Origin of the sequence: Streptomyces sp. NPDC020362, assembly GCF_040642095.1 — a bacterium.
In the GTDB taxonomy this organism is placed as follows: domain Bacteria; phylum Actinomycetota; class Actinomycetes; order Streptomycetales; family Streptomycetaceae; genus Streptomyces.
Genome location: NZ_JBFAET010000019.1, coordinates 36,315 through 55,731 on the forward strand (window position 1 = coordinate 36,315; position 19,417 = coordinate 55,731).

20 protein-coding genes and 2 pseudogenes are annotated in these 19,417 nt (G+C 69.4%); 11 read left to right on the forward strand and 11 right to left on the reverse strand.

Features of this window, described 5'->3' with window-relative positions; translation table 11 throughout:
* Positions 1-287: 287 nt before the first annotated feature.
* Positions 288-1,877, forward strand: a complete 1,590-nt coding sequence (locus AB0H32_RS10940) for a multicopper oxidase family protein (protein ID WP_361117615.1) — start codon at positions 288-290, stop codon at positions 1,875-1,877.
* A 224-nt stretch (positions 1,878-2,101) separates the two neighbouring features.
* Here AB0H32_RS10940 and AB0H32_RS10945 read toward each other — a convergent pair whose 3' ends face one another.
* Positions 2,102-2,551: a hypothetical protein gene (locus AB0H32_RS10945; protein ID WP_361117618.1), complete on the reverse strand. Its 450-nt coding sequence runs from the start codon at positions 2,549-2,551 to the stop codon at positions 2,102-2,104.
* Between the two features lie 132 nt (positions 2,552-2,683).
* Here AB0H32_RS10945 and AB0H32_RS10950 point away from each other — a divergent pair, with 132 nt between their 5' ends.
* Positions 2,684-2,953 carry a DUF3761 domain-containing protein gene (locus AB0H32_RS10950; protein ID WP_361117621.1) on the forward strand — a complete coding sequence of 90 codons (270 nt, stop codon included), beginning with the start codon at positions 2,684-2,686 and terminating at the stop codon, positions 2,951-2,953.
* A 346-nt stretch (positions 2,954-3,299) separates the two neighbouring features.
* Here AB0H32_RS10950 and AB0H32_RS10955 read toward each other — a convergent pair whose 3' ends face one another.
* From AB0H32_RS10955 to AB0H32_RS10965, 3 genes are all read right to left on the reverse strand, one after another.
* Positions 3,300-4,163, reverse strand: coding sequence for a sulfotransferase (locus AB0H32_RS10955; protein ID WP_361117624.1), 864 nt, complete (start codon positions 4,161-4,163; stop codon positions 3,300-3,302).
* A gap of 318 nt (positions 4,164-4,481) precedes the next feature.
* Positions 4,482-4,835, reverse strand: coding sequence for a VOC family protein (locus AB0H32_RS10960; RefSeq protein ID WP_361117627.1), 354 nt, complete (start codon positions 4,833-4,835; stop codon positions 4,482-4,484).
* An 81-nt stretch (positions 4,836-4,916) separates the two neighbouring features.
* On the reverse strand, positions 4,917-5,018 hold the full coding sequence (locus tag AB0H32_RS10965) for a DUF664 domain-containing protein (protein ID WP_361117746.1): 102 nt from the start codon (positions 5,016-5,018) through the stop codon (positions 4,917-4,919).
* Between the two features lie 78 nt (positions 5,019-5,096).
* Here AB0H32_RS10965 and AB0H32_RS10970 point away from each other — a divergent pair, with 78 nt between their 5' ends.
* On the forward strand, positions 5,097-5,678 hold the full coding sequence (locus AB0H32_RS10970) for a GNAT family N-acetyltransferase (protein WP_361117630.1): 582 nt from the start codon (positions 5,097-5,099) through the stop codon (positions 5,676-5,678).
* A gap of 57 nt (positions 5,679-5,735) precedes the next feature.
* Positions 5,736-5,860: pseudogene (locus tag AB0H32_RS10975) on the forward strand (AAA family ATPase); the annotation flags it as partial.
* A gap of 133 nt (positions 5,861-5,993) precedes the next feature.
* Here AB0H32_RS10975 and AB0H32_RS10980 read toward each other — a convergent pair.
* Entirely contained in the window at positions 5,994-6,755 is a 762-nt protein-coding gene (locus AB0H32_RS10980; protein ID WP_361117633.1) for a class I SAM-dependent methyltransferase, read from the reverse strand.
* A 453-nt stretch (positions 6,756-7,208) separates the two neighbouring features.
* Positions 7,209-8,219, reverse strand: a complete 1,011-nt coding sequence (gene denD, locus AB0H32_RS10985; RefSeq protein ID WP_361117636.1) for a D-erythronate dehydrogenase — start codon at positions 8,217-8,219, stop codon at positions 7,209-7,211.
* Between the two features lie 239 nt (positions 8,220-8,458).
* On the opposite strand from denD, the gene AB0H32_RS10990 reads away from it, so the two are divergent.
* A complete protein-coding gene (locus tag AB0H32_RS10990; RefSeq protein ID WP_361117639.1) occupies positions 8,459-8,698 on the forward strand; it encodes a hypothetical protein in 240 nt (79 codons plus the stop codon).
* 101 nt (positions 8,699-8,799) lie between these two features.
* Here the strand turns inward: AB0H32_RS10990 and AB0H32_RS10995 are convergent, their stop codons facing one another.
* Positions 8,800-10,050: an MFS transporter gene (locus AB0H32_RS10995; protein ID WP_361117642.1), complete on the reverse strand. Its 1,251-nt coding sequence runs from the start codon at positions 10,048-10,050 to the stop codon at positions 8,800-8,802.
* A gap of 201 nt (positions 10,051-10,251) precedes the next feature.
* Between AB0H32_RS10995 and AB0H32_RS11000 the strand changes: the two genes are divergently transcribed.
* The 4 genes from AB0H32_RS11000 (at position 10,252) to AB0H32_RS11015 (ending at position 12,690) form a co-directional block, all read left to right on the forward strand.
* The gene (locus AB0H32_RS11000; RefSeq protein WP_361117645.1) at positions 10,252-11,154 is read left to right on the forward strand and encodes a hypothetical protein; all 903 of its coding nucleotides are present in this window, start codon (positions 10,252-10,254) and stop codon (positions 11,152-11,154) included.
* A 66-nt stretch (positions 11,155-11,220) separates the two neighbouring features.
* On the forward strand, positions 11,221-11,376 hold the full coding sequence (locus AB0H32_RS11005; protein WP_361117647.1) for a class I SAM-dependent methyltransferase: 156 nt from the start codon (positions 11,221-11,223) through the stop codon (positions 11,374-11,376).
* A 40-nt stretch (positions 11,377-11,416) separates the two neighbouring features.
* Positions 11,417-11,665 (forward strand): hypothetical protein, encoded by a 249-nt coding sequence (locus AB0H32_RS11010; protein WP_361117651.1) that lies wholly within the window; start codon positions 11,417-11,419, stop codon positions 11,663-11,665.
* A gap of 98 nt (positions 11,666-11,763) precedes the next feature.
* Positions 11,764-12,690: a tyrosine-protein phosphatase gene (locus AB0H32_RS11015; protein WP_361117654.1), complete on the forward strand. Its 927-nt coding sequence runs from the start codon at positions 11,764-11,766 to the stop codon at positions 12,688-12,690.
* Positions 12,691-12,868: 178 nt separating this feature from the next.
* Here AB0H32_RS11015 and AB0H32_RS11020 read toward each other — a convergent pair whose 3' ends face one another.
* Entirely contained in the window at positions 12,869-13,153 is a 285-nt protein-coding gene (locus AB0H32_RS11020; RefSeq protein WP_361117657.1) for a hypothetical protein, read from the reverse strand.
* A 554-nt stretch (positions 13,154-13,707) separates the two neighbouring features.
* Here AB0H32_RS11020 and AB0H32_RS11025 point away from each other — a divergent pair.
* On the forward strand, positions 13,708-14,292 hold the full coding sequence (locus tag AB0H32_RS11025; protein ID WP_361117659.1) for a hypothetical protein: 585 nt from the start codon (positions 13,708-13,710) through the stop codon (positions 14,290-14,292).
* 72 nt (positions 14,293-14,364) lie between these two features.
* Here the strand turns inward: AB0H32_RS11025 and AB0H32_RS11030 are convergent, their stop codons facing one another.
* Together AB0H32_RS11030 and AB0H32_RS11035 are read right to left on the reverse strand one after the other, a co-directional pair.
* Positions 14,365-15,366, reverse strand: a complete 1,002-nt coding sequence (locus AB0H32_RS11030; protein WP_361117662.1) for a hypothetical protein — start codon at positions 15,364-15,366, stop codon at positions 14,365-14,367.
* A gap of 194 nt (positions 15,367-15,560) precedes the next feature.
* Positions 15,561-16,153, reverse strand: a pseudogene (locus tag AB0H32_RS11035) (nucleotidyltransferase family protein).
* A 268-nt stretch (positions 16,154-16,421) separates the two neighbouring features.
* Here AB0H32_RS11035 and hisS point away from each other — a divergent pair.
* Entirely contained in the window at positions 16,422-17,741 is a 1,320-nt protein-coding gene (gene hisS / locus AB0H32_RS11040) for a histidine--tRNA ligase (protein WP_361117665.1), read from the forward strand.
* Positions 17,742-18,132: 391 nt separating this feature from the next.
* On the opposite strand, the gene AB0H32_RS11045 is transcribed toward hisS, so the two are convergent.
* Entirely contained in the window at positions 18,133-19,290 is a 1,158-nt protein-coding gene (locus AB0H32_RS11045; protein WP_361117668.1) for a DUF4185 domain-containing protein, read from the reverse strand.
* Positions 19,291-19,417 lie beyond the last annotated feature (127 nt).

Genomic DNA, 19,417 nt, shown 5'->3' on the forward strand with positions numbered 1-19,417 from the left:
ACGCCCTCCTGCCGGCAACGTCCCGCCGGCAACGTCCTGCTACGACCTCCTGTGAATGACCTCCTGTCGACGCCGAGAGAGCCTCGCCCGGAGACCGCCCCCTCGTCGCCACCAGCCGAGCCGAAGCAGGAAGTTGTCGTCAAAGAGACTTCTGGGCCATCGAGGCCGAGCAGACCGGGGCGGATGAGTTCGCCGCACCCGCCAACTGGGGCACCGTTGGCCAAAATCCCGGACGCGCACGCTGCATTTCCCCCCTATACCGGTGCAAAACGTGTCTTATTACAGCCATGCACACACCTTCGCGGCGTACTCTGCTCCGTGCCCCGCTCGCTGCTGCCGGCGTGGGACTCCTGCCATTCCGTACCGACTTCGCTCTCCGCCCGGATCACCGCCCCGAGGGGACCGCTCTCCGCGAGGCCCGCTTCGCGCCGCCGAGCGCCGGGGCCTACGTGGACCCGTCGGGTCCGGAAGTCCTTGCCGCCGAGCGGAGACGCGGTTCCGGCCCGGTGCGCAGCTTCAGGTTCACCGCCGGCGAGTCCACGCTGGACCTGGGCGGACGGACCGTCCGGAGCTGGGCCTACAACGAGAGGCTGCCCGGACCGCTGGTGCGCATCACGGCCGGTGACGTCCTGAGTGTCGCCCTCGCCAACCGTCTGCCGTCCGCCACCACCCTCCACGCGCACGGGGTGCGGTTGCGCTGCGACATGGACGGCGTCCCCGACGTGACGCAGAACGCCATCCGCCCGGGGGCAGACTTCACCTACCGCTTCGCCGTCTCCCACCCGGGCACCTATCTCCTCCACTCGCATGTCGGACTCCAGCCCGATCGCGCGCTGTACGCCCCGCTCATCGTCGACGATCCCAGGGAACCCCTCGCCTACGACACGGAGTGGGTCGTCGTCCTCGACGACTGGGTCGACGGCGTGGACGGCTCCACCCCGGAACGCGTGCTCGCCCAACTCAGGCACGGCACGGGCACCTCCATGGCGTCCGGAGGCATGGCCATGGGTTCCGGGAGAGGCAGCTTCCCCACCGGTCCCTCCCGGGTGCTGCACGACTCGCGCAGCCGCTTGCTCGAGAGCGCCGGGGGCAGTGTGGCGTACCCGTACTACCTGGCCAACGGCCGCCTGCCGATGAGTCCCCCGGTGTTCCGGTGCAGGCCGGGCGACCGCGTCCGGCTGCGCATCATCAACGCGGGCTCCGAGACCGCCTTCCGGGTTGCGCTCGGCGACCACACCATGACCGTCACGCACACCGACGGCTATCCCGTGGAGCACACCGAGACCGACGCCCTCCTCCTCGGCATGGCCGAGCGGTACGACGTCCTGGTCACCGCCAAGGACGGCGTCTTCCCCCTCGTCGCGCTCGCCGAGGGAAAGAGGGGCCAGGCCCTCGCCGTGCTGCGCACCGACAGGGGGAGAGCCATTCCCGGGCGAAACGTCCGCCCGGACGAACTGGACGGACGGGTTCTGCCCGCGCAGAACCTCGCACCGGACGAGTCCGTGGCGCTGGACGAGCAGGAGCCCGACCGTGAAATGCGCATCAGGCTCACCGGCACCATGCAGCGGTTCGACTGGGGCTTCGACCACCAGCCCTACGACCCGCGCAGGCGCCATCCGGTGCGCGCCGGTGAACGAGTACGGCTCACTCTCATCAACGCCACCGACATGTGGCACCCCCTGCACCTGCACGGCCACACGTTCTCCATGACCGGCATCGACGCCGACGGCGCCCGCAAGGACACGGCGCTGGTGCTGCCCCACCGCAAACTCGTCGTCGACTTCGACGCCGACAACCCGGGCCTGTGGATGCTCCACTGCCACAACCAGTACCACTCGGAGAGCGGCATGATGTCCATCCTCGGGTACCTCAAGTGACCGGATGATCCGATCTTGGGCACCCGGGCTGAGCAGGTGCATGCACACACCCTGACCTGCCATGCCGCCGACGAGCGGCCCCTCACCCAAGGGGCCGCTCGTCGTCGCAGGCACAGATGACCGACCCCGATCGCGCCGCGCACGGCTCGGCCGACACAGGCTGCACGCTCCTTGCTCGTGACGGCGTCCGCGCCCCCGCACGGCATCGTCGGACACCTCGCGGGTCAGCCGGCGAAAACCCTCCCCTGCTTCACGACGTAGTGCGCCGGCCCGGAACAGCCGATCGAGGGCGTGATCTGCAGGCTCACGGTGAGCGGCGCGGGCTCGGTGCTCGCCGTCGAGAACTCGCAGACGGCACCACTGCCCGTGAGCGGGTACCAGAACCACCCGTCGACCTCGCCCACGGTGACCCGGTCGGACTCCTTCCAGATTCCGTCGGTCTGCTGGTAGACCTGCAACCGCACGGACGCCGCGAGCCGGTCCTCCGTCGACCGCAGCGCTGTCAGCGTGACCTTGTAGTCGCTCCCGAGGACGGAAGAGGCGATCAGCTTTGTCCGCGGTGCCGCGGTGTCGGCGTTGGACGCTCCTGCACCGGCGGCGCCGAGGACGGCCGCCATGAGGAGAGTGCCGGCCGCGGTCGCGGCGGCGCGGGTGCGGTGGTGAACGAAGCTCATGCTTCCCCCTGTTGGACCAAGTTGTACCGGAAGGCCGGATTGGTTCCTCGAAGACGAAGACCCGTCACTTGGCTCCAGGGTTGTACTGCGATTCGTGCGCCGCTCCCGGATCGTCTCGCGGGAGGGATTCCTTTGCGCGCACGTCTTGCTGCCTCGGCCGTCGCGATCGCCCTGGCCGGCGTCTTCTTCAGTGCACCGACCGCTTCCGCGGCGACCTTGCCGTCGACCAACACGGCCCACCGCTGCATCCACCACACGACCGGTCTGTGCGGGTGGACGCACCACCAGAAGCCGAAGGACAAGTACGAGACGGCCAAGTGCAAGGACGCGTCCCTCTCGTACTCACGTCACTCCCAGGGCACCTGCTCGCACCACCACGGCGTCCGGTACTGGTTCAAGTAGGCCTCACACCACAGGTGGCCTCCTCCCCACGCCCGGAGGAGGCGACCCGTCGGGGCCGACCGTCCGCACGGCGAACAACTCCACGGCCCTTCAGCCGGACGACCGTCCCGCCGCCCCATTCCGGCTCTGCCGGGCGCAGTCTCCTGCCTGAGCCGGCGCCACTCGTCAACTGCGACCTTCCCTCTGCTCGCAAATCACCGATCTGAACGGCCATGCGTTCCGTCGGCAGCCTCGTGCCTGTCCATCTCACCCGTGCAGCCGACGATTTCGCCACCGCGGGGTCCGGGAGATCGCCACCGGATCGGTTGGCCCTCCAGAACGCGGGTCCCCCGTGCGCGGCTCTCCCTCAGTTCGTCGAACTCAGCGGCCGGCAGCCGCCGGGCGGAGCCGCGTCGGCTGTGGTCGAGCTGTGCGGACGCGGTCCGCAGCCACTGCGGGTGGGGGTCGACGCCGATGAACTCGGCCAGGCGGGTGAGCTCTTCGGCAGGACGGTCGAGAAGTCCTCGTGGGCGAGTGTGGTGCGCCGACCGACGGGCAGCCGGCCGATGAACTCCGTCCCGTCGGTGACGAGTCGGACCACAGGCTGCCGAACGTGCGCAGGGGGGAGGTCGCGGTCGCGTACGAGCGCGGGATCGAAGCGCTCCTCCAGCAGCGGCGACAGGCCCGCAGGCAGCGAGCGCACGTGCTCGTCGGTCAGGTCGGCGAGGCTGTCGATGCCGGCTCGTGCCTTGATCTCGCGCAGCAGGGAGATCGTGCGGTGTCCGGGATGACGGCTCATGGACAGGGCGCAGTCGGGTCCGTCCCTGAACATGTGCACGAACCTCGCGTGCGGGAACGTGGCCCGCAGCCCTGCTGCCCAGCCCGTCGAGTAACCGGAGCGCTCCACCACGGCGGTCCGGCCGAACCGCGCGCGGAGCAGGCCGAAAAGTGCTTGATGGTGCTCGGCCGCTGTGCGCTCGGGCCACGGGACCACCGCTGCAATTCCGGCAGCGGCAGCCCGTTGCGGATCATCCGCTCGAAGTGAGGGGCGGGCCGGAACAGCGACTGCCGGAACTCCTCGCCGGTCACCCTCCCTTCGGGGAAGGCGGCGTGGGCCCACGGAGGCCATGAACTCGTTGAGGCTCAGTACGTCCGGGTGGGCGTTGAGGATGCGTGACAGCGCGGTGGAGCCGCTACGCCCTGTTCCCATGACAAGGGTCAAGGTACGCATCGTCGCCCTCCGCCGCTTCGTGACATTCAGGATCAAGCCCCGGCTACCGCAGCCGTCCCGTAACCGCGATGCCTCCAAACGGCCCTGCCACAAGTTCGGCACGGAGCATGCAAGCGAAACCCCGCCCGGTACGCCGGGGTTCTCCGGCTTGCGGGCCGGAGCACTCGCCTGGCCGGGGAACTCTGCGACAAAGGCGCAAGGTGATCCCGTGACAGTCCGCAGAAGAACCAAGGGACATGGCCGCGCGGGGCCGACCAAGGTTCACCGCTCGACAACCCAGTGGTCCACCAGCACGTCACCGGCTGCGTGAAGACGCGGTCAGGCGGGCTGCCAGAGCTCGACCCGATTGCCCTCAGGATCGGTGACCCAGCCGAATCGACCGATACCCTCCATGTCCTGCGTTTCCTTGTCCACGTCCGCTCCCTTGGCGCGCAATTGCGCGAGCATCGCATCCAGGTCACGGACCCGGAAGTTGAGCATGGTTTGCTGGGCGCGGGACCCGAAGTAGTCGGTCCCGGACTCGAACGTCGCGAACACCGTCGGTCCGGCTCCCTGACGCCACAGGCCGTTCTCATCGGCGTCCAGGCCCAGGCAGTCGCGATACCAAGCGCTCAGGGCCGCCGGGTCGGCTGCCCGCATGAAATATCCACCGATTCCAAGCACACGTTCCATGCCGCCATCCTGCCAGGACGGCGATCGGGCGGGCCTGCACCACACCATCGCCCGCTTCGCCCCCCCCGTCTCCAGCATGTCTCATGACCCGGTGACTCCGTCGGCCTGCTCTCGGACGAAGTCGGCATGACCGTCGTGTCGCGCGTATTCCTCGATCATGCAAACGCGGCCCGGCAGCGTCATCGGCGACGGCGCGTGCAATCACCTCCTCGACCGGCCAGAAGTCGATCAACCTCGTACGGGCGGACGTACGGTCGGGTCATGAAGACGAGTGCAGACGACACCACGGTGCTCGGCGTGGCAGGGACCATCGTCTACCGGCTGGCGCGGTCCGAAGACGCTCAGGCCCTTGCGGAGCTCGACGGGTCGTTCACGACCGATGCGGTGTTCTCCGTGGCCGTGACGGACGAGGGTTTCAGGATCTGCCGGACTCCGGTGGAGCCTCCCCTCCACAAGGTCTTCCCCGATGAGGACGAGAGTGAGGACGACGGCGGCGATCCCGCCTTGAGCCGGACGGTGGTCGCCTTCGACGGGGACGAGTTGTGCGGGTTCGTGGAGACCTCCTTCTCCCCGTGGAACACACGCCTGACCATCCGCGACATCGAGGTCGCACCCGCGTGGAGGGGAAAGGGAGTCGGACGAACCCTGGTGAATCATGCCTTCGACTTCGCGAGGGAGCGTCGGGCCTCGCATGTGTGGCTCGAGGTCAGCAACATCAACGCACCCGCCATTGCCGCCTACCTCCGGATGGGCTTCGTCTTCTGCGGCCTGGACACCACGCTCTACGACGGGACGGAGTCGGCTGGTGAACAAGCACTCTTCATGAGCCGACGAGTGCCCTGACAGAGCGCCCGCGCGGTGCCCTGGACACGGTGCCACGCCCTGAACACCGCGGTGAGCAAGACCTTCACCGACCCGAGGCTCTGCGCGGCATCGTCGACCGGCTGACCTTCGACGGAGCCATCATCCAGACCGGCACCGGGTCCTACCGCCTCGCCCACGCCCAAGCACAAGCCGAACGAGCCGGAGTTGGCCGATCGCCGCTGCGGGCGCCGGCGTCGCGTATTTCGCGGGGGATTCCTCGGTACCACGCTCGTCAACGCCACCCCCTCTTGGTCGATCGGGTCGTGAGGCAAGAGGTTCAGCTCCGGTTGCTCGTTACTCGGCCGAGCCGGTAGCCGGGGGCACCTCCAGAACGAAGAACAGGAAGCACATTTTGGTCGACAGGCTCAGGAAGTCGTCAGGGTAGAGCTCGCGGGCGGCCGGATCGGGCTGTGGCTCGCTGATGACGGCCAGGCGGAAGCCGGCCGCGGTGAAGGCGTCGGTCATCGCGTGCAGCGGCCTGCGCCAGAAGGTCATCGGGGCGGCCTGCTCCACCAGGTTGGCCCAGTCGTCGGTGTAGCTGGTGGTCGCGGAATAGTCGGGCCGAGGATCCTGGATCGCGTAGTCCACGAAAGGGTGCTGCACCGACGCGATCAGGCGGCCGCCGGGCCTGAGTACCCGCCGCATCTCGGTCAGCGTCGGCCCCCAGTCCTCCAGGTAGTGCAGCACCAGCGACGCGAGGACATCGTCGAACGCACCGTCGGCGAACGGCAGCGGGTTGCTCAGGTCGGCCACGTGCAGGGCCGCGTCGGCGCCCAGCCGCCGCCGCGCCAGTTCCACCATCCCGGCGCTGGAGTCGATGCCGGTGACGAGGGCACCCCGATCGCGTAGAGCGGCGAACAGGGGGCCGGAGCCGCAGCCGGCGTCGAGGAGCCGGCGGCCGGCCACCTCCCCGGCGAGGGACAGCATCGCGGGCCGCTCGTAATAGGCGTTCAGGAGGCTGGTCTCACTCAGGGCCGAGTACGCCTCGGCGAAGCTGTCATAGTCGTTCACCCGGGCCGGAGATGCGAGCCGGGCTCGGTTTTCGGCGGTAGTCACGCTGCGGTCTCCGTCTTGTCATCTCGGCATTTCGCACTGGCGTCGTCCAGGTGATCGACGTCGATGCGGTACGCCCCGGTTCCGGCGTCGTCGTCCAGGAGCTCGCCGGCGAAAGCGTCGGCGCTTCGAGGCGGCTCGCCACCCGCTCACCTCGGGTGGGACCCGCGACCTCACCGCGGCTTTGCGGTGGCGATGCGAATCCACTCGCGGTCCGCGTGGGCAGCGGCGTCCATGGCCGCGTCAACTCCCCACTCTCACACGGTAAATGGGCGAACCGCCCAGATTTTCCTCTGCCTGAGTGGCGTCAAGAGCCACCGACATTGATCACGTCGAGACTGGCGAAACGACTCCGCCGTGCACCGCGCAACGACGTCCGCCCAGACCTTCACAGCCAGGCCGGTCCGTGAGGACAACGAGAGCATCCGCGGGGGCCCGGGAGCTGTCGGCACCAGTTCAACCGACGTGGGACTGGTCGGGGCGATCGGCGAGGTGGTCCCGCACGAGCGACAGGAAGCTCGGGTCGGGCTCCAGGCCGAGCGCGGCAGCGCGGCTGTCGTCGAAGACGGCTGGCCACGAGGCCACGATGGACTCGACGGCGGGGTCGGGCGCGATGGTCACCAGGTCGGCGACGGCGTCACCGGCCACCTGCCGCAGCGTGGCGAGCATCTCGGCGACCGAGACCGTGAGTCCGGGAAGGTTGACCGGCATCTGGCCTACGAGCAGACCGGGCCCGACGCCGCGCCCGGCCTCCGCAACGCGAAGGAGTCCCTCAACGGTGCGCCGGGGCGAGGCCAGGGCCACACGCAGGTCGGGACGCACCGGGCAGGTCGCCGGGAGTCCGGCGAGCGGCTCGCGGATGATGCCGGACAGGAAGCCGGAGGCGGCCGCGTTCGGTCGGCCCGGTCGTACCGCGACCGTCATCAGGCGTGCGACACGTCCGTCGAGGAAGCCGCGGCGGGTGTAGTCCGCGATCAGATGCTCGCAGATGAGCTTCTGCGTTCCGTAGCTGGACCGCGGCGTGGGCGGAGTCGACTCGCTGACCACCTGCGGCGGGGGCAGCGCCGGGTCGGAGCCGTAGACGGCGAGGCTGCTGGAGAACACCACCCGTGACGCCGGACGCCCGGCCGCCGTCTGGGCGCGGGCCGCGTCGAGCAGGGCGCGGGTGGTGTCCACGTTGGCGCGCATGCCGAGGTCGAAGTCTGCCTCGCACTCGGCCGACACCGCGGCGGCGAGATGGAACAGCACATCGACCGGCGTGCCGAACAGGTGGTCGAGGTGGTCGGTCAGGTCGCCGTGCACGATCTCCACGAGCGGATCGGTCGCCGCCGGGGAGCCGGGCTGCACCATACGGTCGGCGAGGACCAGCCGCTCGATCGGTGCGCCGTCGAATGTCCGGGTATGCAGCAGCGTGCCGGTCAGCCGGCGTCCCAGGAAGCCGAACGCGCCCGTGACGACGATCCTCACGTGTTCTCTCCTCGCGTCCGTGCCCGCAGGCTGTCAGCCGCCGCGGCCTACCCACCCGACATGTCCGGCAAACGCCGACCAGCCGGATCCAGCCTCTCGCCGTCTCCTGCATAGTCGACGGAGGCGGCACCAACGGCCGGAGACCACTGCGACCTCACCGCAGGACGAATTCAGCTCTACCCGTTCGGGCGGTACGTCGGACGGTCGGCGTGCCGAGTCGGCCGCCTAGGATCCAGCCCGTGGCAGACGTCCCCGAAAACCTGATCGAACTGGAACGCGTCGCGGAGCAGGAGCGCGCCCGCCTGGCCGGCCTCACCGGGGAGGAGTACGAGGCACAGTGGCGCCGCTGGCGTGCCGCGTCGGAAGCGGTCCGGGCCGCGGTCGACGCGCACGCCGCCGAGACGGGTGTAGGCCGGTGCGAGCTGGAGCAGTCGGTGAAGAAGGCCGTCCGGCATGCCGAGGAGGATCCCGCGCAGTAGCCGCCCGTGTTCCCGGCCGGACGTGCCGTGGCCGCGCCGCCGGTCATCACCCGTCGGCGGCGCGGCGGATCCGCCCGTAGTCGCCACGTCCGTCGCGGCCGTCATGTTGCGCCGTACCGTCGCACGGATGGGAGCGCCAGCACCGCCGCGACTGCGGTCAGCTGCCAGATCACACCGAATGCCAGGAGCCGTTCTGCCCCCAGGGCTCCCGCAACGGGCCCGGCCAGCGCCAGCCCGAGCGGCCCCAGTGCGAAGGCGCCCAGGCTGTCGAACGCGCTGATGCGTCCGCGGGCCTCGGCGGGGATCTCGCGCTGGGTGACGGTCGTCAGGAGGGTGTTGCACACCGCGGCACCGGCTCCCGCGGGAAGTGCAGCCGCGGCCACCCAGGCCGGCGGCAACCGCGCAGCCAGCGCAGCAGCCGGCAGTGCAAAGCACGCGGATGCGGCCACGGACCAGGCGAGTGCCCGGCCGGGGTTCCTCCCGAGCATGGCCAGGCCGCCGACGATCGAGCCGATGCCGTACAGGGCCAGCACGAGCCCCCAGGTCCTCGCGCCGCCGAGCCGCTGCTGGGCCAGAGCCGGTCCCAGCACCAGGAACGGCGCCCACAGAACAAAGTTGAACAGGCTCACGTGGAGGGTCGTGACCCACAGCCACGTGCGGGAGGTGAACTCCTTCCAGCCGCGCCCCAAGTCGCCGAACAATCCGCGACGGGTCACGTCCGGCCGCGACAGGGGCAGCCCCGCCAGAGCCAGGACGCTGACGCCGTAGCTGACCGCGTCGACGGCGACCACTGTGCCGGCGCCGGAAACAGCGACGAGTACGCCGGCCAGACCGGGGCCGACGACCGAGGCGACCGCCTGGGCGATCTGCAGCAGCGAGTTGGCGTCCGTGAGGTACTCCGCGGGAACCAGGCCGGGCACCAGGGCCGTCAGCCCCGGGCCGAACCCGCCCTCGCCGATTCCGACCACCACCGCCAGCACGATCACTTCCCAGATCGTCGCCCTGTCGGTGAACAGCAGCACGGCCAGGACACCCTGGGCACCAAACCTGAGCAGATCCGCTGTCAGCATCACCGATCGGGGCCCGAGCCGGTCGGCGAACACTCCGCCGAGCAGCAGCACGACCAGGACCGCCAGGATCCGCGCCGCCATCACCACGCCGACGACGTCGACTCCGCCGCCGGGCAGCTGCAGCGTGACGAACGTGGCGGCGATCGTGTTCAGCCCGGAGCCGAGCAGCGATGTGCTCTGGCCGACGAGAAAGCGGCGGAACCGGGAGTGCCGCAGCACGCGCAGACGGTGCGCGACCGTCCGGGGTCCCGCCGCGGAGGAAGAGCGAGTGGAAAGCGTCATGGCCCCGCAATATTGCGTCGCCGACCCATTCCACACAACCGATTCCGGGAGAGAAAGTAAGCATGGACCGAGCAATTTCACTTCGAGGGAAACGAGCCGCAGTAAATACACTCCATTTACTGCAACATGCCTGGTGGTAGGCTTCATTGCCGAAGAGTGAAGTCGAATCAAGAGAACTTATTTACTGCGGATGTGGCCAGTATGAGTCAGCAGCAGACCGACGGCACCGGCACGCTTCGCACGGCACCGGTGGAGTACAGCACCGCAGTCGACCACTACCTCGCCGCTGCCGGTCTCGGCAACGCCTCCCGCCGCGTCTACCGCATCTCGCTGCACGGGTGGGCCTGGCCCCTGGTCGACCGTCGGACCCCGGCCGGCCGCGAACGCAGGGGCGCCCAGCCGCCCGTGGTTCCGCTGTCCCAACTCGACGCCCCGCAGGCCCCGGAGCGCCTGCAACGCGGACTCGCCGACCGAGCGGCCACGGCGGAACCACGCACGCTGGCCCGCGAACTGACCTGCCTTCGAGCCGCCACCGCATGGTGGAGATCCCGAGGCTGGATCACCACGGATCCGGCTGCCCGGCTGGCACTGCCGACGCCGTCATGTGCCGGACCGGCACCGGCCCCGCCCCCTTCAGGCGCTTCCACGGCCGTGTTCTCGACCGCTGCGGGCCCGGATCGGGCCCGCGCGGCCCTGTCCCTGCGGGCCCCGCTCAGGGAATTGGCCCTGTGGCACCTCCTCCACGAGTCGGGAGCCCCCGTCGAGCGGGTACTCGCTCTCGACATCGACCACCTCGACCTACCCGGACGACGCACCAGGGCTGGCTCGGCAGCACCGCTGAGCTGGGGATCGGGAGCGGCACACCTGCTGCCCATGCTGCTGGCAGGGCGCACGGCGGGGCCGGTGTTCGTCACCGACCGACGGGCCCCCGCCACCACGCCGGCAGCCGACCGCTGCCCGGTGACCGGACGAGGACGGCTTTCCTACCGCCGGGCCGCCGAACTGTTCACCGCCGCGACCAGACCGCTCGATGCAGCCGGCCGCGGCTGGACCCTGCTCGCCCTGCGCGACCATGCACCGCGAACCAGGCCGGTCCACAGATGACGACCACCGGATGACGACCGCGGAGGACGGACGACGGACGACGACCAGCGGACGACAGGCGTGCGGATGCTGGATGTGGGGACTGGTCCGGGGACGGTCGCTGCTGCCGCGTGTGCCCGGGGTGCGACGGTCACCGCCGTGGATGCGGAGCCGACCATGGTCGAGTCGGCCGAGCAGGCCGCACGCGCGTCCACCACATCTGCCCGCGGGACTGGCTCCTGACGACGACTTCCCCCGTGACGAAGGCGGCCTGACCGCCCTGATGGATGCGGCCGGGCTGTGCGAAGCGGCGTGCGAGACCCTGCGCGGGGATCACCGCGCGACCGTTGACGAGTGGTGGAGCGGTCCTTCCGGTGGCGTCGCGTTCGGCGGACAGCTGGTGCGGAGCCGGACCCCCCGGATCCGCGCCGAGATCAAGCGTCACTTCGATCTGCTCAGCCAGGAGTTTGCCGGCGAGGACGGTGAGCTGACCTTGCCGCATGCGGCGTTGCTCGCTCGTGCGCGTCGATAACCGCTCGGTATCGGTACCCGACCGACCGGCATCCGTCTTCAGATTCCTGGATCCTCGCGCTAGCGTCCCGCCTCCTGCTGAGAGAAGGGACTTTCTGCATGCGAACGATGACACGTGCCATCAGAGCGTTCACCCTCGTCACGGCCCTCGCCGTCCCCTTGACCCCAGCCGTCGCGCACGCCGCGACAACCACTCATGGACGGACGACGCACACCTCCGGCAACTTCACCGCCCCCCACCAGCGTGTGCTGGCCGTCGCCGGGACCGTCAACGCCCGTGACACCGGCGGCTATCGCACCTACGACGGCAAAACCACCCGGTGGGGAGTGCTGTACCGGTCCGAGTCCCTGTCCGCGCTGCCACCGGACGGCGTCACCGCCCTTGGTGCACTGGGGCTCGGCAAGGTCATCGACCTGCGCACCCCCACGGAGATCCAGTACGACGGCACCGACAGACTCCCCGGCAAAGTGGCCGCGGCACCGCACCCCGTGGACGACACCGGCCTGTACTTCCTGATGCGCCAGGTCATCGGCTCCAAGGACCCCGTCCACCAACAGGCCACACTCGGTGACGGCAAGGCCGAAGAACGCATGCGCACCCTCTACCGGGGTTTCGTCACCTCCGCCGCCGACCGCGCCGCACTCGGCGCCGCCGTCAAGGACATCGCCAACTCGACCGAACCGGTGCTGTTCCACTGCTCGGCGGGCAAGGACCGCACCGGCGTCCTCGCGGACACCGTCCTGCGTGCCGTCGGTGTTCCGGCGAGCGTCTCCGAGCAGGACTACCTGCTCTCCAGCACGCTGCGGGCCGCGTCCGACAAGGCCCTGCGCGATCAGCTCAAGGCAGCCGGCTACATGCAGAATCCGGATCTGCTGATCCCCCTCCAGGAAGTGCGCAGCGACTACCTTGCCGCCTTCCGCGACCAGGCCGTACAGGACTACGGCAGCTTCGGCGGCTTTCTCACCGACGGTCTCGGCCTCGATGCGCCGACCCTGGCCCGGCTGCGAGCCCGCATCGTGGGCTGACCAGAATCGGCGAGCCTCCGGCCGGGTCCGGACCGCCCCGGGTCCGGGCAACGCTGTGACCACATGTCATCGGCGGCGGACCGACCCCGGCCGTCACCGGACCGTCCCCGGCCGCACGCCGGCGCACCGGCCCCGGATGCCTGGGTACCGGCGCCACTGCGGAGGCCGCCACCCGGCTCTACCCGGCAGCCACAACCTGGCCGGCCGTGACCTGTGGAGGGTTGGGGAGGAGTGACGCGAGGTTGTCCCGTACGAAGTCCGCCGCCCTCCTGACCGACTCCTCGGCCCCGGCCTGGTCCTCGAAGACGCCGGTGGAGACCATCACTCCGTTCCCGGCATCGACCCAGTAGTAGGCCACGAATCCGGGGACTTGACGGAGGAGAGGCACGAATCCCTCGTCCACTCGGCGTCCCGCCTCCGCAGGGTCCACCACCCCTTCGTAGCGCCGAATCACTGCGTACATGGCTGATCTCCTCACGGATCCCAAGGTCACCTCGTGCGAAACGACATTCCCCGGACCGCGCGTCTCTCGCCCGCGGGACAGCCGGAAGGCACTCGGATAGGCGCATGGGTGATCCCGACCGGGCATGTGCTGCTGACGATGTGCTGTGTGGCACCGCCGGGTCTCGCATGGTTCTCCGGGCCCCTGCCATCCGCACCCTCACACCTGCCGGCGTCATCCGCACCCTCACACGTGCTGGAGCCTTCGTCCCGACACCCCGCTGACCGTCGTCCGCCAGTACACCGGAGCGGCGCCCGCAGACTCACCGAACGAACAGCCCTGCGCACACACGTCAGCGTGCCGGCCGGGCCCCATGTGCACAGGTCGAATGAGTACGCGTACCCACTCCGTACCAGGCGCCCATGCCCATCCGCCGCACTCCCCCGCTGACATACCGTCCCCGTATGCCCAAGGAGACCGCACCGCCCCACACCACCACCGCCCCGGCCGATTCCGGATCTCGTCCTTCCCTCCCAAGGGCTCTCGGATGCGGCTGCGCCACGCTCGTCGGGGTCGTGCTCTCTGTCGTACTCGTGGTGGTCGTCCTGCTCGCGTCGAGCTCATGGGGGTCGACGGACTTTCCCCGCGCAGCGCCCGAGAACATGGCGACACGCGCCTTCCGGCAATCCCAGGAGGCGTACGACGTCTTGGGGTTCAAGCGCACGGTGCAACCGGGAGTCGAGGACGTCGGCGTCAGCACGGAGAACGGCTACGGTTCGGACTTCTGTTACGACGGAGGCCTGCTGGGGCTGGAGGACAAGACCGTCGACGGTGCTTACCGGCTGAGCCACTCGTGGGCCGTCGACCACGTGCCCGCGAGACAGGCCGTATCCGGCCTCCGCCGACTGCACCAGCATCTGCAGGACAGCGGCTGGGAGATCACGGACTACCGCGAGGGCACGAAGGCCGACGACTGGGACTTGTTCGCCAAACGGGGCGACGACGAACGGATGTCCTTCACCTGGTACCCGGACCGGGGGTACTTCACCGGCGGTGTCACCATGCCCTGCGCCTACGACCCCGCATGGAAGGACGGCGACACCGGCCCGGCCGGGGAAGACCAGTTGCCGCCCGCCCTCGGGCCGGCACAGCGTGACTAGCAGGTGGAGCCGGTCGATCCGGCATCTGCTCCGTTCGTGCAGCGGGCAGGCAACCGGTCGCTTACGGGCGTCCTACGGGCGCCAGTCCGCCTCCAGGTCATGGGAGTCGGTCTTGGTGAGCTGGGTCACCCCGGTGCCGTCGGCCCGTACCAGGTAGAGGTGTTCGGGGTCCGCGTCGTCGGTACCGCCTCTGGTGAAGACCAGGCGGCTGCCGTCCGGGGACCACGAGGGGTTCTTGTCGTTGAGGCGGGCCGTGGTGATGCGGTGCAGTCCGGTGCCGTCGGGGCGGACGAGGTAGAGGTGGGCGAAGCCCGAGGAGTCGACGCGGCTGAAGGCAATGCGGTTGCCGTGCGACCAGTCGGGCGTCCAGTCGTGGGAGCCGGCCCCGGTGACCGGCGTCTGGGCCAGGGTGGACAGCCGGATCCGCATCACCCTGCTGTGTCCGCTCGTGTCCGCGCGGTTGAACGCCAGGTACTTGCCGTCCGGGGACCACGTCGGATGGAGGTCGTCCGCCGTGGTGTGGGTGAGCCGGGTGGCGGGGGTGCCGTCGATGTCGGCCACATAGATCTCGCGCTGGGTGCCGACGGGCTTGGCATAGGCGATCCGCTTGCCGTCCGGGGACCATGCCGGGTCGGAGGCGCCCTTGGTGCCGGGGACGGCCTTCAGGTCGGTGCCCGTGGTCTTCATCGTCCAGATGCCGTCGATGGCGCCGCCGGATCCGTAGCGGACGAAGGCCACCCGCTTGCCGTCCGGGGACCAGCTGGGCATCACGTCGCTGACGGTGGAGGTGTGGGTGAGCTTGACGGGCGTGCCGCCGCCGGGTGAGATCGCGTAGAGGTCTTCGACGGGCGCTGCCATGGTGTAGCGGGCGAAGACGATCGAGTGGTCCGCCGCGGCTCCCGCGTCTCCTGCGGCGCCGAGGGTCAGTGGTACGGCCATGCCGAGCGCCGTGGCGGTCACCGCCGCCAGGCGGCGCCGCGTTGTGCCGTTTCCGTCGGTCCTGCCGAGTCTTCGAGCCCTGCCGGCGGTTCTGCCGTTGCTGGTGCGGTGCTGCTGACGCCTCAAGGTGTCCACCCCGATCCCTCCCTGCGGCCCGTTGCGGACCGCTCAGGCCGGTAAACATCCCACCGGGTGGGGCTCCGGGGGAAGCGACGGCAGCCGGCGGTACGAGCCCTGTGACATGTTCCGTACGTCGCTGTCACATGCGCTGCGGTGCGGACGCCAGGCGGCCATGCGACCCACGCGGCCGCCCTGTTCGCCCAGAGACGTCAAGGCCAGTCGAGTACGGTCAGTTCGGGCCACTGCTCCCGCCATCGCGCCGTCTTGGTCTCGTACACCTCGCGCGGCGCGAGCACCGGATTGGGCCGCACCACGAGGTTGAAGACGTCGGAGAGACCGTGCGGCGCATAGACGCGCCATGCCCCGCCCGGCTCCAGGCGCACGCCCAGGCAGCAGGTGGTGGCGGCGAAGCTGTCGATGGCCGCCTCGGTGCAGGTGCAGGGAACGCACGTGACGCCGAACTTCTGCTCGTACCAAAGGTGCACGCGGGCCTCGTTGCGGACCTCGACCTCCGCGGGGAGACCGGCGAAGGCTTCGCCGGCGACCCTGATCACCGTGTCCTCCGCCTCCCACGACAGGTCGCGGCTGTCGAAGTAGAAGACGTCGTAGTCCTTGATCCCGCTGGTGGGGTGTCTGTCCGTGACCACGTTCCACACGGTCTGGAACAGGCAACCCGCCGTCAGTACCAGCCGGGCAGTCCGAGTGTCGCTGTGCGGTTGAGGACCTCCACCAGCACCTCGTTGCGGGAGAGTACGGACTTCAGGACGGTGAGCTGCTCGTCGAGCGGAAGGCGACCGATCACCGTTCATGCCTACCACGCAGTACGCCGGGAGCGTCTGCAGAACGGCTTCGGGGCTCGGCGGGTGAAACTGATTCTGGAGCGGTCGGCCATTCCCGGGTCAGAGCGGCAACGGGGAAATCCGGCGCCCCGCTCCGGGTGTGACGGCTAACGTTGGCCGCGGAGAGGCCGGGAAGGGGCTTCCCCCCTCACCACTCCGGGTCTGGTCCCTTCGCCTTCCTCGCCACCGGCTTCGCGCCGTTCACGTGTCCCGTACCAAGGAAAGTGACCCATGACCGACCAGCAGATGGTCCGCCCGACGGCAATCAGCGGCTTCCCCGAGTGGCTCCCGGAGGTGCGGATCGTCGAGCAGCACTGGCTCGACGTGGTCCGCGCCGGATTCGAGAGCTACGGCTTCTGCTCCGTCGAGACGCCATCGGTCGAGTCCCTCGACGTACTGACGGCCAAGGGCGAGACCTCGCAGGAGGTCTACACGCTCAGGCGCCTGCAGGAGGACGTGGACGACTCCTCGGATTCCCGGCTCGGCCTGCACTTCGACCTGACCGTCCCGTTCGCCCGCTATGTGGCGCAGCACTTCAACGATCTGGTGTTCCCGCTCAAGCGGTACCAGATCCAGCGGGTGTGGCGGGGCGAGCGCGCACAGGAGGGGCGCTTCAGGGAGTTCACCCAGTGCGACATCGACGTCATCAACATGGACCATGTGCCGCTGCACTTCGACGCGGAGCTTCCGCGAGTCATCCACGACGTGATGACCGGCCTCGATCTCCCCGAGTGGACCCTCAACATCAACAACCGGAAGGTCCTGCAGGGCTTCTACCAGGGGCTCGGTATCGACGATCCGCTGGAGGTCATCCGCACGGTCGACAAGATGGACAAGATCGGTGCCGGGGGTGTCGGCGAGCTGCTCTCGGCGAAGGCGGGGCTGACGGACCGGCAGGTCGGGGCATGCCTGGAACTCGCCTCCGTGCGTGCCACGAACGCCTCCGTGGTGGATGCGGTCCGGGCGACCGGCGTGTGCTCCGAACTCCTCGCCGAGGGGTTGGACGAGCTGGCCTTCGTCATGGACGAGCTGCGCGACCTCCCCGAAGGAAGCGTGGTGGCAGACCTCTCCATCGCCCGGGGCCTCGACTACTACACGGGGACCGTCTACGAGGGGAAGTTCAAGGACTGGCCGGCCTACGGCAGCATCTGCTCGGGTGGCCGGTACGAGAACCTGGCCGGATCCTTCATCCGCCGCAAGCTGCCGGGCATCGGCATGTCGATCGGCCTGACCCGTATCTTCGCGAAGCTGCTCGCAGAAGGCCTTCTGGCCACGGGGCCGTCGTCCCCGAGCGACGTGCTGGTGGTGCTGCCGGGAGACGAACACCGCGCCGCCGCTGCCGAGGCAGCCGGCCGGCTCCGCGGGCGGGGCCTGAACGTCGAGCTGTACCACCAGGCGGACAAGGTGGCGAAGCAGATCAGGTACGCCTCCCGCAAGGGCATCCCGTTCGTCTGGTTCCCACCGTTCTCCGAAGGCCGGGCACACGAGGTCAAGGACCTTGCCACGGGCGACCAGAGGCCTGCCGACCCGGAGACCTGGCAGCGTTCCTGAGCCACACGGTCTCGATGGGCCCAACCCCGCAGGTACCGACCCCTCATGGACCAACCCTCACGGACCAACATCCTGGCGTGTTCCGCACACATGGCCGGTTCAGGCTCGATTCGTCGCACCGCGCCGGACGGGCCGTGTCCGGTCAGGGAGCACCGCCGGTTTCGGGCCGCGGTAGCCGGGCCGGGAGAGTTGTCGCGGACGGTGAAGTAGGACGGATGGCCATGGCCGTCGCCCTCACCGTCGTCGGGGCCCTCTCCGGTGTGGGCTGAGAGTGGGGCGCTGCCGGTGACACCGGAGGCCGCCTGGTCCCGCACGGGTCACAGAGCGTACTCAGGGGCGATCGGCCCGAGGCGGTATCGGGCCGACCGTCACAGGATCCCCCAGGTGCAGTTCACGCTTTGATGCCGTCGAACTGCCGTACCCAATAGGGCGCTTGACCGACGACACCGTTCCACTGCGACACGATCAGGGTCAGCGAGTTCGCGCTCGTGCTGCCGGGGTGGATGTAGCCGCCGTAGAGGTTGGGCACCGTGAGGGCGGTGATCTGCGGAACGGGGACGCTCCACACGGCGTCGGGGCGGGCGGCGGTGCGGGTGAAGATCGCACCCATGTCGACGTCGAAATAGCTCATGCAGTAGGTGCCGCCGATCCGCTTGACGGAGAACTCGCCGGTGTTGTGCCCGGTCAGGATCACCGACGGCTGCGCCGCGGTGGTCCACTGCCAGGAACCGTCGAGATAGGCCCAGTTCTGCTGGGCGCCGAAGTTGCCGTCCCGGAAGTCGCCCGGCTGGATCCGGAACAGCTGGACGGCTCCCCCGTCGGCGGTGTTCCTGTGGGTGCCGTTCCAGCGCTTGGAGAAGATGTAGAGCCAGCCGTCGGGGTCGATGCCGGCGAACGACCACATGCCGTACAGGGACTGGTTCGTACCCTGGGTGTCGCCGGGCCAGTGGTAGTCGTAGTCGGTCCAGGTCACCCCGTGGTCGTCGGAGTACGCGACACCGGACATCAGCGAGCCGTCGTAGCCGGCCGGCGGGTCCCACGTGGCCACGGAGGTGTACTGGATGTATGTGCGGCCGCTGAACTCGATGCAGTCGTTCGGGATGCGGCTCACCTCGTAGCCGTGCCCGTTGTCCCCTCGCGTCTGGTAATCGAACAGTTGGCGGGCCTGGCCGCCCGTCGGCATCGCCCAGGTGAACGAGATCGGGGTCGCGCCGGACGCGTCGAAGCTCGCCTGGTTCAGCATCACCGGGGAGCCCATGTAGTCGCCGCCCTGCTGCATCCCCGTCCACGAGTCGCCGAAGACGTAGCCCCAGCTGCCGTCGTGCTCCCGGTAGTACGGGATGCCGAGGTCGCCGGAGCCCAGACCCTGGCTGCTCGCCGAGTCACCGGGCTGGTCGCACAGCGGGGTGCCGTTCTGTGCGGCGGCTGCTGCGGGCGTGGCACCCAGCAGACCGGCTCCGGCGAGGGTGACGCCGAGGCCCATGCCCGTCTTGAGGACGGAGCGGCGGCTCGGGCCGGAGGGACGAGGGAGGCGTGAGGGGACGGACATGCGATTGGTCCTCCGAATTCGGCAGGCATTTCGAAATGTGGTCGGTGTTCTCAGGTGCGGTCGGCGTCTTCAGGTGCGGTCGGTGTCTTCGGATGGGGGGTGGTGCCTTCGGATGCGGGCGGTGCCT